The sequence below is a fragment of the Staphylococcus caeli genome (assembly GCF_051413795.1).
GTDB lineage: Bacteria > Bacillota > Bacilli > Staphylococcales > Staphylococcaceae > Staphylococcus > Staphylococcus caeli_A.
In genome coordinates this window covers 70,641-83,131 of sequence record NZ_JBOIRQ010000011.1, presented here as the reverse complement: position 1 = coordinate 83,131, position 12,491 = coordinate 70,641, and the positions used below count along the sequence as shown (strand labels likewise).

The window sequence follows — 12,491 nt, the reverse complement described above, 5'->3', positions numbered from 1 at the left end:
TATAAATCATCGACCAAGAAAGTGTCTTAATTGGTGTACACCTTATGAAATTTTCACTGTAAGTCTGTTGCAGTTAAATTGACAATTCATCGTTTAAAAAAGGGGTATACATATAAAAACACTCTAAACATACAGGAGCTGAACTTATGAAAAATCAGAAAATCGTTCCACATTTATGGTTTGATACTGAAGCAGAACAAGCAGCAAATTTTTATACCAACATATTTCCAGATACGGAAATCATTAAAAAAGTTACGTTAGAAGATACACCTTCCGGAGATGCTCAACAACTTATTTTTAGTATTTTTGATTTCCGTTTTATGGCCATTAGTGCTGGTCCATATTTCGTTAAAAATCCTTCTGTTTCATTTACAGTCCTTTTCAAGGAATCCGAAGTCGAATTATTAGAAGAAATTTATCATAAATTAATAGAAAATGGAAAAGCAATTATGCCATTAAATCAATATGAATTCAGCACACGTTATGGATGGGTCCAAGACCAATACGACGTGTCATGGCAATTACTTGTTACTGATGAACCGATTGAACACCGTATTGAACCAACCCTCATGTTTATGAATCAAAATGTAGGTCGTGCTGAAGAAGCAATAAATTTCTATACTGATATTTTTAAAAATAGCAAACAAGGTGGAAAATTTTATTATCCTGAAGGTCTCGAACCAAACAAGACATCTCACCTTGCGCATGCCCGCTTTAAAATCGAAAATCAATGGTTTACATGTATGGATAGTGCCTACGACTATGATTATCAATTTAATGAGGGTATCTCATTGCTCGTAACCGTTGAGGATCAAACAGAATTAGATGCTTATTGGGAGCAGTTGTCTGCAGTACCAGAAGCTGAACAATGTGGCTGGTTAAAAGATAAATTCGGCGTTTCTTGGCAAATTGCTCCAAGGCAACTCAATGAAATGATGGTCAATGGTTCTCCTGAACAAATCAAACGTGTTACAGAAGCTTTTCTAAAAATGAAAAAATTTGATATAGCTACATTAGAAAAAGCATATTATGGTGAATAAATAATAATAGTACGTAATTTAAGCACGTGTTTCCATAAGTAAAGGGAGCGGTCTACATAACCACTCCCCTTTTTTACTATTTTATTGTTTGATAAGTTAAGCCAAGTGCTCCAGATTCGAATACTTGATGCGTGTTTAATGTGAGATCTGTTTGTTCTTTAATATTTTTAAATAACGGGAGACCCTCACCAATAAGCGTTGGGGATACAGTTATTTTAAATTCATCTACTAAATTCAACGCCATTAATTGATGTGCAAATCTAGGGCTACCTAGAACTACAATATCGCCATCTTCTTGTTGCTTCAAATGATTAATTTCCGCTTCAACATTGTCTTGTACCAATTTTGAATTATGCCAGTCAACTTTACTTAATGTTGTTGAAAATACAACTTTCTCTACATTTTCAATCCATTTTGCATGATTCAACTCATGCTCATTTGCATTTTCATCAGATGGTACCGTTGGCCAATAATCATACATCATTTCATAGGTTTTACATCCCCATACAATCGTATCAGCAGTACCCAACACTTTATCTGCAAAATCTTCTAATTCGCTATTATAAGCTACCCAACCAATGTCCATAGCACCTTGTGGCCCCTCTACAAAGCCATCTAAAGAGCTATGTAAAAACACTACTAGTTTTCTCATAAACAGTCTCTCCTTTTCACTACAATAATACCTTATACCCAAAATTCAATATTACATACATAAAAAAATTATTAACCATGTCATTTGCACCTATTTTTCCTCAAAAAAACTCCAAAGTATTTAAAATACTTTGGAGCTAAATATATTGAAGTATACAATTTCAAATTTTAATTATGCAGTTACCCATTGTGAAGCGCCTGCAGTGTTGTAAAGTTTTACAGCTGCTGCGTCTTGTACTGCTTCAGGAGCTTCTGTTGGAGAAACACCTTTATATTCTGCTGGTGCTACTGAATCCCAAGTGCTTTGTAAGAATTGGTATTTACCTGCTGCACCTGATGATGGGTTTACAGCTTTAAGGTCGCCACCTGATTCACGTTGCGCGATTGCTTGTAAATGAGCGTTAACATTTACTGAAGAACCTTCGCTTGCACTTGATTCATTTGAACTTGAAGAAGCTTGTGTAGTTGCTTCTTGTTGTGGTTGTTGTGTTGCTTCAGTTTGTGGAGCTTCTGTTTGTTGTACTGGCTCTTGCTCAGTTTGTTGCGCTTGTTGTGGTTGTTCAACTTGTTGCGCTGAAGCGTTTGATCCTTCACCATAGCTCCAAGTCCAATATTCACCATTTGATTCAAAGTTATAGTTTAAACCTTCATAGTTAAAGTTAATGTTATAAGCACCGTCTTGTACTGGTGCTGCATTTAATGATTCTGGATTTGTTTGTGCTTGTTGTGCTAATTGTGCTTTATCAATACCTTGTTCTGAAGCGTCTGCTGAGTTTCCTGCTGCGAAACCTGTTACGCCTAAACCTACTGCTAACGTTGATGCTACTACTGTTTTTTTCATTATTAATAATCCTCCCAGAAGATAATTTTTAGATTTTATTATTTTTAAAATTTGAATGTCGAACTTCAATCACCTTACTCGAAAGATGATTTACTACTTCATTCAACTCACAAATAGTACTATAACATCCATAAAAAGCGTGTAGGTTACAGTGAAATTAAAATCCCTCCCGCTTTTTTACAGCCAAATTACAATAAAACCAGTATTTTTTCATCATTATTTCTCTCCTCAATACTGCCATGAAAGTCTATAACAGTTTGAAAACACGAATCCTCTTTGTAATATTCATGTAATTAGTGTGACAATAATACTGAAAAAATAGATAAAATAGTAACTTAAAAACTATTTTCTGTTATGGATTATTTAAAATCATCAATTTTTAAGGTTAATTTCTAAAAACTTCTATAATTAATATTATGAAATTCAGTTTTTCGGGAAAAACAATGTCATATTAGTCCCTTTTCCAAAAGTGCTATCAACTGTAATTACACCATTGATTTGTTGTGATAAAGAATTCGCAATATATAAACCTAATCCAGACCCACCTGTTTGTTGATTTCTAGAATTTTCTACACGATACGTTCGTTTAAATATATGATTTAAATGCTCTTCTTTTATGCCAATACCTTCATCTTTCACAGAAATTGCTAATATATGCTCATTTTCTTCATATACATTAATAGTGATTACAGATGAGGGGCCAGAAAATTTAAGCGCATTATCTATAAAATTAGTAATAATACGTTCTAAAGCTATTTTATCTTGTTTAAATGGTTGTATTTCAGGGTCGATATTAACCTCGAAATGTCTGTTTTCTTTAAGAATTAGTTGTTGATAAGATTCTAAAATAGGCATTAACAATTGATCCATACTCATTTTTGTTTTTTTACGTTGAACATTTAATGACATAACTCCTGTTAAATCATCAAACATTTGGTTAAGTCTGTCAGCTTGTCTAATTAGCACTTGATACGCTTCTTGTTGAGCGGCCTCTGTATGAATCATATCGTCCTTTAGGCCTTCTGAATATGACTTAATACTTGCTAATGGCGTCTTTAAATCATGTGCTAAATTCTGTATCATGCATAACTTTTCCTCTTGTTCAGCCTTAATTACATTCATCTGTGTCTCAACTTTACTCGTCATTTGATTAAATGACTCGCTCAGCGCCTTTAACTCTTTAGGTGATTTAATATTTAAATCATTAACTGTGTAATTCCCCTTGGCAATTTCTGTAGTTTGTTCATTTAACTTCTCTATTTTATGGATTGTTGGCACAGAAAAAAATAAGGCAATTGTCATTGTCATCAAGCTTGCAATAAAAGAACTAACTGTTAATAATATGGTTTGATGCGCATCAAACCACATTAATTTATATAAAACAAAGACTAAAATTGTAGTTAAACACAAAGAACCAATAAAAGAATATATTAACTGTTTACGAATCGTCATTTAGACACTCCTTTGAAACTTGTAACCAAGTCCCCAAACCGTAGAAATTGTATAATCTTGATACTGATACGTTTCGAATTTTTCTCTAATGCGGTGAATATGAACATTTAATGTATTTACATCCTCATAGAATTCATAACCCCATACTTCTTCTATTAAATCAGTTTTGGAAATTGCTTCATTCTCATGCGTCACAAAATACCACAAAAGTTCAAATTCTTTTATACGAAACGGTACTGTCTGTCCGTTTATTTCTACGGTTTTTGTAACATTATTTAAATTTAATGCACCACAACTCATGTATCCTTCATTTTTAGGTTCTTGTGATACTCTATTCAATAAATTTTTAGCACGAATTACGACCTCTCTTGGACTGAATGGCTTTTTGACATAGTCATCTGCCTCTAACATAAGACCATAAATCGTGTCCGTTTCACTTGTCTTTGCAGTCAAATAAATGTACGGAATGTTTAGATGTTGTGCTTTCATTTCCTGCACTACTTCATAACCATCCATTTCAGGCATCATAATATCAAGAATCATTAAATCTATATTTTGATTTAATAATGCGATAGCTTCTTTCCCATTTTCAACAAGTGTTACTTCATAACCTTCAAATTCAAAGTACGTTTTACAAATTTCTCGGATATCCTTTTCATCATCCGCTATAAGCACGTGAGTCATCTTTATCATTCCTTAATTGTTTTCTTTTTATAAAATGATTCAAACTGATTGTTTTTAACGTGTTTTTATTCATTAATAATATTATAAAGAAAAACAATTGGATTGGATACGTAAATATCATATCTGCCAGAATATAATTCAACATGATAAACACACCAAAAAAGCTTGCCGTATACGAAAACACACCTAAAATTAATCCTAGCCCTATAGCTATTTCACCCAGTTGTACCATCCATTTAAATAGCTCTAGATGATTTGCAACAATTACATCGAAAAATGTTTTAAACCACTCTGGTGAATCTTGGTTTTCTTTTATCACAGAAACTAATCCATCAATTGCAAAACCACCCGTCAATTTTTCATATCCTTGGAATAACATATAAAATCCTGATCCTAAACGAATCATCAATAATACAATTTTAGCTATCATTTGAAATCTACTCCTTATATATAAAAGGATGAAACAGAAATCAACATTTCACCATGTGATTTTTCAGTCTCATCCCATTTATGATTTATTTAATTAATTGGATTTTACTATTTCAACATCGCTGAGCCGAAAGTCACATGCGCTTTATCACAATAGATTGTTACAGTGTTATAACCTTTTACGTTAACACCTTTTAAATCAAATGATTGTTCGGATTTATCATAATCCACCATATCTATTTTTTTACCTTTTTTAATATCGCCATCTTTAGTCAAGTACACATGTAAATCTGGACCTTTCGATGAACTAAAGTCTTTCAACATTAATTTACCGTCTTTAATCATCGCCTTACCTTCTACTTTTTCTTTGTTTTCACCTTTAAACATGCCTTCTTTCATAACTTTTGCATTATCCATATCTTTATTTTCCATTTTCGATTCTGATTTTGTTTCTTCTTTCATACTGTCTTTTTTATCGTCCATGTTGTTACATGCGCCAAGTAATAAAGAAGTTGCAATTGTACCTGAAAGTAATAGTGTCTTGATATTCATAATGAATTCCTTTTTCGTTTTAAGTTTTATAATTTACAACTCTTATATTACTGTCTGCGCAGCTGATATAACATTAACTGACTATTAACAATTCTTAACTAAGTCTTAACTTCCAATTGCTAATAGCGTTATATCAATCACATTAGGTGAAATTTGCTCAAACACACTACTTATTAGGTTTTACATCTAAACATTTTTATGTAATGTTTTATTTAACCTGATTTTAAGGAGTATTCATATGAAAAAACAAAAAAGAACTTGGAAATTATATGAAAAAATATTCTTTGCTATTTCAGTCATTTCTATCATCTTACTTTTCATGATAGTCGTTGATTTGATTCCTTCTACAACGTTATTCCAAGCCATTGTACAAACCGTTTTGCCCTTTTCAACTGTGGTTTGGATAATTCGAGAACATAAAGTAGTGGGCATCTTATTCATTATTGCTGGTGTCTTGAATTTAATCAGCTGTATTCAATTACTTTAGTGTGCCGGCACACTAATTTAATACTTATTTCATCTTCATAAAGCATAAAAAACACAGTTCAATTAATTAAAAATTGAACTGTGCGTCTCTTTTATTTTGATAATGCTATTTTTATATGTTCCAAATGATGATTTTCGTGCCATGATAATTTAGCTATTTTAGTAGCTACACTAATCTCACCACTATCTTTAAGCGTAAAGGTTCTTGCCAATTGATCTTCATTAAGGCTTTCACCTATCGCAACAATACGTTCATTGATACCTTCTAAAAGCCTAATAGAACTTTCAATAGGAAGTTCACTATCTGGAAGCTTTGCCCATTCATCTTGAATAAACGCTGGAACCGTAGGATTGTTATCTGTTAATGCGAGTTTTAATCTTTGAAACATATTAAGCTGTGAATCTGCAATATGATGAACAAGTTGGCGGATATTCCAACTACCTTCACGGTATGTCTTAGCCAGCTCCTCCTCATTTAGACCCTCTACTGTACTTCTTAAACATTCAGTATACTGAGCAATATCTGAAGTCCATTTATGAATATCATCTAGCGTTACCTCATTAGGAACTGACAACTCACCAATTGGAAATCTTACATCCATATTTATCACCTTACTTTTATTTATTCACTAGCACTTTATGTTTAATTACATAATTATTATTCTCGTTTTCTAAGTCTAGTAAACATATCCAGATTAACTATTATTCAGGTATAACCAACATATCTTGATCGTCAAATTCCCACATATCACCGTATGCTACTTCCCAGTAATATCCATCTAAATCTGTAAAATACCCACCATAGCCGCCCCAGTCTAATGTTTGTGCTGGTTTGACTATTGTTGCGCCGTAACTTTCAACATTGCTCAAAATGTCATCCACTTCTGATTTAGATTTAGCGTTATATGCAAGTGTAATACCAATGAAACCACCCGTCGTAATTGTTGGCGGATTTTCAGGATCAATATCTCTTGCGAGTTCAGTTATTGGAAACAATTCTAATTTTGTGCCGTTATTATTAAAAAAGACTATTGCTAAATTGTCATCTGTTTCTTCACTAGTCGTCTTAAAACCAATATTTTTATAAAACTGCAACGATGCTTTCAAATCTTTAACACCTAATGTAATTAAATTAATTCTATTCATAGCATTTCCCACCCTTATTAAAGTATCATTCTCCGATTAATGAAGTTTATCTATCTTTACATAATTGATTATATACTTCTCAATATTCAATTCCTAATTCTAAGTATAATTTTGCACTTCGTATTTTATGTCAATTTTTTCTATATTTACTTTTAAAATAACATCAAAAAAATTCATTAAATTAAACATCATATGTTGAATGAATTACTATGTTATCTACTACTTTAATCATAAACACAAAATAATTTTACAATAGTTTTAGAGGCCAGTAATATTTTTGTAATTTAAAAATAATTAAATAATTGTTGCATAATTCAAAATAAAGTAATAAGATTTGTATACTAACTAACGAAAGGTAGGTAGGTAAATTGAAAATATTCAGTCTTTTACTAATGTACCCTCTGTTCATGTCCATTTTTTGGGTTATTGGGACTATTTTCTATGCACTATTTATCGAATTACGGTTAAAAAAACAACCTAACAAAGACATTGGAGACCAAGGCATCTCATTTTTAATTCCTTGCTTCAATGAAGAAGAAACCATTAAAGAAACCATAGAAAGTGTTTTGAAATTAGAATTTCCAAACAAAGAAGTCATTGTAATCAACGATGGTAGTTCGGATCGTTCTGCAGAAGTTATTGAAGCATTAAAAGAAAAATTAGAATTTACTTTTGTCAATTTAAGTGTCAATCAAGGCAAAGCAAATGCACTTAATGAGGGGATTAAACATGCTAGTTTTGAGTATATCATGGGTATTGATGCTGATACTGTCGTTGACAATGATGCGCCGTATTACATGATTGAAAATTTCTTAAATGACCCTGACCTTGCAGCAGTTACTGGAAATCCTAGAATAAGAAATAAAGGTTCAATTTTAGGCAAAATACAAGCTGTAGAATATGCGAGCATGGTCGGCAGTATTAAAAGAGCACAATCTATTACTGGCAAAATAAATACAATTTCAGGTGTATTTACTTTATTTAGAAAATCGGCAATAACAGAAGTTAATAAATGGGATATAGATATGATTACTGAAGACATTGCGATATCGTGGAAATTTCATCTTTCAAATTTAAAAATCAAGTATGAACCGCGTGCACTTTGTTGGATGTTAGTTCCTGAAACTGTAGGTGGTCTTTGGAAACAACGCATTCGTTGGGCTCAGGGGGGACAAGAAGTACTCATTCGAGATTTTAAAAAAGCTGTAAAATCTAAACATCCCGCAATCTATTTATTACTTTTCGAACAAATATTTTCATTAGTATGGGTCTATTTAATTCTGTCTATTCTTATACTTTCGGTTATCAACATGAACTTTTTTGATTACTACTATATGGAATATCAATTCACGATTGTCATATTATCTGCCTTAATTTTAACTTTTATTAATATCATACAGTTTACTATTTCACTTTTTATAGACAGTCGATATGAAAAAATTAATGTTCTAACAGTATTTTTCTTAAGTTGGTACCCCACTATTTATTGGATTATCAACGCATTGGTTGCAATTATCGCTTTTCCAAAAGCATTAAAGAGAAAGAAAGGAGTTTTTGCTACATGGTCCAGTCCAGACAGGGGCAATATCAAACGCTAAAGTCACATCTTAATATTATTCGAGAAGGTATCATACTAATTTTCAGTTTTATGTTTTGGTCTTATTGCAGTATTTCGTTTGTAGTAATTGGCGGCTCGCTACTTCAAATCAACAGTTACCCAGTATTACTCATACGTACCATTCTCAATATTGAACTTGCGAGTATGCATCATTTATTTGAAATTATGTTTATTTTTACGATAATCTCATTATTTATATTTACAAGTAGTTTATTGATTTATAAATATAAAAACAAGGATGCTCATCATGCCAACTAATATTAAAAAAATTTGTTTCATAATTACCTTGTTATTATTTGTTACGCTACTTTCGTCTAAAAATGAATCACATGCTAAAGCAAAGCAACTTAAATTCGAAAAAAATAGCGCACTTGCTTTAAATTATCACCGTGTTCGAAGTGATAGCATTTTAGATAAAATTCTCTACTATGGTTCAAATAGTAAAGAATTAAAAATGTATAGTGTTAGTGAAAAGAAATTCGAGCAACAAATTAAATGGCTTAAAGCAAAAAATGCCCGATTTTTAACAGAAAAAGAATTTTTGTATTATAAAGCCAAAGGTAAATTCCCTGCAAGAAGTGTTTGGATTAATTTTGATGATATGGATTCTACTATTTATCAAAATGCCTTTCCTATATTAAAAAAATATAATGTACCTGCAACAGGTTTCGTAATTACTAGTAAAGTCGGTGCAAATAACTATCATAATCTAAATTTGATTACACTCAAACAGTTAAAAACTATGAAAGACTCAGGTTTGTGGGAATTTAGATCACACACTTCAAATCTACATCGTTTAGATAAGGACAAATCTATGATGGTCAAATCCTCACCTAAAAAATTAACTCAAGATATTAAACAGAGCAATCAATATTTAAAGAAACATTTTGATGAAAACAATCAATCTATAGCCTATCCCTATGGCCAAATAACACCTCAGAATATCCCACCTATCAAGAAAGCGGGCATTAAACATGGTTATATTTTAGAAGATGCAGCAGTTAAACCAAATGCTAATAATTACTTAATTCCGAGAATACTCATAAATGATGACTCATTCGATGAATTAATACGCAATTGGAAAGGATTTAAAGATGAATAAATCTAAAACTGAACTCATTTACTTTAGAGCCATCATTTGTATGCTCATTATTTTGACTCATATTATTACACAATATATGAACAATATTGATGATACTGACCTGAATGCATTAAAATTAGTCTACTTTGTTCAAAATATTTTTATTTTTGGTACGCCTAGTTTCATTATATTGTCCCAATTATTGACAACATTAAATTACAAAGCAGTAACACTTAATTATTTATGGACACGATTTAAATATATTTTTATACCCTATTTACTTATTGGATCATTTTATTGTTATAGTGAAGCATTGAATACGAATACTAGTTTTGTTCACCAATTTATGGAGAACGTAGTTTTAGGGTATTGGTACGGATACTTCATTATTGTTATTATGCAGTTTTTTATCTTAAGTTATATTATATATAAAATTTCTAACAAACTATTTAATAGTAAATTGGTGTTATTTATCTCGTTAATAGTGCAAATCTCATTTTTATATTTGCTAAATCATTCTGAATCATTTGCTCATTATTTTCATATTTTTTATCCATTAAGCGAAAATACTTTTATTCTTGGATGGGTGTTCTTCTTTTTCTTAGGTGGGTACATTGGTGCGAATTATAATCAAGTAACTAACTTTTTGACAAATTATTTATTTATTATTTTATCTCTCGCAATTATTGCTTATACATCATTTGTGATTCTTACACATCATGATTATTGGAATGTAACTAGTTTCACGTACACACTCGTTTTTTATCATACATTTATGTTTTTATTATTACTTGGTATCTGCCTTCATTTTAAAACACTTATGTATGGATCTATTAATTTAATAAGTACTTTTTCATTTTTCATTTATTTACTTCATCCATTTATTTTGGATGCACTTTATAGCTATACCTCTATTTTTGAAAAATCAACAGTTGTTTTTATAGCCATTTCACTATTATTCATTATTGGTTTATGTGTAGGTGTCGGCATATTCCTGCGTGAATTTTATATTTTTCGATTTCTCATAGGAAAGCAACCATATAAACTAAAAATATTTTTAAGTGAGTAAATATACATCACTCATATATCATAACTTCTAAGATAGTATGAACTATTTCGTTCATACTATCTTTTTTATTCGTCTTTAGTCCTCCAAACATTTTCACACTCTCTTAATTTTCTTCACAAAAATTTTGCTTTTATTTCTTCATGCTTTATGGAATACTTTAAATAAGTTAATTAAATACATAAACATCAAATATTATGAAATATTTATTATAATCAATATCAACTCAAGTGAAATTCCATGCATCAGAACAATGTAGAATGTACATTTCAATACATTACGATTCATTTAATCTCGAATAAAAAAAATCCAAATGTTTTACTATTCAAAATTTAATATGAAAATTTAGCACGAATTAACCATATAAACTAATTTTTCCCGAAACACATATTACACTACATTAATACAAATGCTTTCATTTTGTAAATGATTACTGTTATACTGGAAACAATTTATGTTTTGAATTAATTTTGATTTTGACAATATTTGATATAGATGGAGGCTCAAACCTAAATTGACACTAGGAGTAAAAGAACAAATTATTGAAAATGCCATCTCCTTATTTTCAGAAAATGGCTATGAAGGAACTACACTAAACCAAATTGCGAGTAGCGTTGACATTAAAAAAGCAAGTTTATACTATCATTATGCGAGTAAGGAAGAAATTTATCGATCTTGTGTTAATACATGCATCAAGTATTTTATTAATTTCATTGAACAATCACATAATCATTCAATTTATAACGTCCAAACTTTGCATAGATTCCTTTTTGATTTTATTTTCAATATTGATGAAAAATACATTCGACTTTACTTACAACTTTCTTATGCACCATATCAATTTAAAGATGAATTTTTAGAACAGATTAAAAATATACATCTAATTTTAGATGCTAAAATTGCTGAATACTATAATAATATTGATTTCGTTGTAAATAAGGAAGAATTCATAACAGTTATATCAATGTTTTTAGAAAGCTGGTACCTCAAGTGCTGTTTCATTCAAAGATATAGTATTTTAGAAAAATTCAAGCCTTCTTTTGAAAGTGAACTTTCCGCACTATTCAAAATGATACATGCCAAACCAGAAATTTAGACCCCCTTTAGACATACGACCGTCTTCACAGAAAACACTCTTATTAATATAAAAAGCAGATTCATTTCAAAATGAATCTGCTTTTTATTACGAGCGTACTCTCATGTATCTTTACCTGAAATAGAATTTTTGATTAACCTACAGGTCTCGGTCCATTGTCATGCATGCACTAATAATAAAATCTGCATCTTAAACATTAATAAATATACTATTTCTGCAATTCTTCCAATTAACTCATTCGATAGCTATCGTTCTCGTCATTGAAAGCACTTCAACTCTGGCTTCAACCTTTCCGTATCACTGCCACCACCAGTTACAATAAACACTTTATCTTTTATAAGCATAACCT

The 12,491-nt window shown here is 30.7% G+C and carries 14 protein-coding genes; 6 read left to right on the top strand and 8 right to left on the bottom strand.

Annotated features, from left to right (window positions below; genetic code table 11):
- The first annotated feature begins 146 nt into the window (after positions 1–146).
- Positions 147–1,040 carry a VOC family protein gene (locus ACSULM_RS07535; RefSeq protein WP_436861805.1) on the top strand — a complete coding sequence of 298 codons (894 nt, stop codon included), beginning with the start codon at positions 147–149 and terminating at the stop codon, positions 1,038–1,040.
- A gap of 76 nt (positions 1,041–1,116) precedes the next feature.
- On the opposite strand, the gene ACSULM_RS07530 is transcribed toward ACSULM_RS07535, so the two are convergent.
- The 6 genes from ACSULM_RS07530 to ACSULM_RS07505 form a co-directional block, all read right to left on the bottom strand.
- A complete protein-coding gene (locus tag ACSULM_RS07530) occupies positions 1,117–1,692 on the bottom strand; it encodes a dihydrofolate reductase family protein (protein WP_436861802.1) in 576 nt (191 codons plus the stop codon).
- Between the two features lie 171 nt (positions 1,693–1,863).
- Positions 1,864–2,532 carry a transglycosylase family protein gene (locus tag ACSULM_RS07525; RefSeq protein WP_436861799.1) on the bottom strand — a complete coding sequence of 223 codons (669 nt, stop codon included), beginning with the start codon at positions 2,530–2,532 and terminating at the stop codon, positions 1,864–1,866.
- Positions 2,533–2,955: 423 nt separating this feature from the next.
- A complete protein-coding gene (locus tag ACSULM_RS07520) occupies positions 2,956–3,984 on the bottom strand; it encodes a sensor histidine kinase (protein ID WP_436861796.1) in 1,029 nt (342 codons plus the stop codon).
- Positions 3,985–4,668: a response regulator transcription factor gene (locus ACSULM_RS07515; RefSeq protein ID WP_436861792.1), complete on the bottom strand. Its 684-nt coding sequence runs from the start codon at positions 4,666–4,668 to the stop codon at positions 3,985–3,987.
- On the bottom strand, positions 4,643–5,098 hold the full coding sequence (locus tag ACSULM_RS07510) for a DoxX family membrane protein (RefSeq protein WP_436861789.1): 456 nt from the start codon (positions 5,096–5,098) through the stop codon (positions 4,643–4,645). The genes ACSULM_RS07515 and ACSULM_RS07510 overlap by 26 nt, the downstream gene beginning before the upstream one ends.
- A gap of 107 nt (positions 5,099–5,205) precedes the next feature.
- The gene (locus tag ACSULM_RS07505; protein WP_436861787.1) at positions 5,206–5,649 is read right to left on the bottom strand and encodes a DM13 domain-containing protein; all 444 of its coding nucleotides are present in this window, start codon (positions 5,647–5,649) and stop codon (positions 5,206–5,208) included.
- Positions 5,650–5,887: 238 nt separating this feature from the next.
- Between ACSULM_RS07505 and ACSULM_RS07500 the strand changes: the two genes are divergently transcribed.
- Positions 5,888–6,136 (top strand): hypothetical protein, encoded by a 249-nt coding sequence (locus tag ACSULM_RS07500; protein ID WP_436861784.1) that lies wholly within the window; start codon positions 5,888–5,890, stop codon positions 6,134–6,136.
- Between the two features lie 91 nt (positions 6,137–6,227).
- Here ACSULM_RS07500 and ACSULM_RS07495 read toward each other — a convergent pair whose 3' ends face one another.
- A complete protein-coding gene (locus ACSULM_RS07495; RefSeq protein WP_436861782.1) occupies positions 6,228–6,737 on the bottom strand; it encodes a YfiT family bacillithiol transferase in 510 nt (169 codons plus the stop codon).
- A 100-nt stretch (positions 6,738–6,837) separates the two neighbouring features.
- The gene (locus ACSULM_RS07490) at positions 6,838–7,281 is read right to left on the bottom strand and encodes a VOC family protein (protein WP_436861779.1); all 444 of its coding nucleotides are present in this window, start codon (positions 7,279–7,281) and stop codon (positions 6,838–6,840) included.
- A 368-nt stretch (positions 7,282–7,649) separates the two neighbouring features.
- Here ACSULM_RS07490 and icaA point away from each other — a divergent pair, with 368 nt between their 5' ends.
- The 4 genes from icaA to ACSULM_RS07470 all read left to right on the top strand — a co-directional run bounded on the left by icaA (position 7,650) and on the right by ACSULM_RS07470 (position 12,142).
- Positions 7,650–8,879 carry a poly-beta-1,6 N-acetyl-D-glucosamine synthase IcaA gene (gene icaA, locus ACSULM_RS07485; RefSeq protein ID WP_436861777.1) on the top strand — a complete coding sequence of 410 codons (1,230 nt, stop codon included), beginning with the start codon at positions 7,650–7,652 and terminating at the stop codon, positions 8,877–8,879.
- Positions 8,880–9,146: 267 nt separating this feature from the next.
- Positions 9,147–10,001 (top strand): intercellular adhesin biosynthesis polysaccharide N-deacetylase, encoded by an 855-nt coding sequence (gene icaB, locus ACSULM_RS07480; RefSeq protein WP_436861775.1) that lies wholly within the window; start codon positions 9,147–9,149, stop codon positions 9,999–10,001.
- Positions 9,994–11,049: a polysaccharide intercellular adhesin biosynthesis/export protein IcaC gene (icaC, locus tag ACSULM_RS07475; protein ID WP_436861772.1), complete on the top strand. Its 1,056-nt coding sequence runs from the start codon at positions 9,994–9,996 to the stop codon at positions 11,047–11,049. The genes icaB and icaC overlap by 8 nt, the downstream gene beginning before the upstream one ends.
- Before the next feature lie 511 nt (positions 11,050–11,560).
- Positions 11,561–12,142 carry a TetR family transcriptional regulator gene (locus ACSULM_RS07470; RefSeq protein ID WP_436861770.1) on the top strand — a complete coding sequence of 194 codons (582 nt, stop codon included), beginning with the start codon at positions 11,561–11,563 and terminating at the stop codon, positions 12,140–12,142.
- Positions 12,143–12,491: the final 349 nt, after the last annotated feature.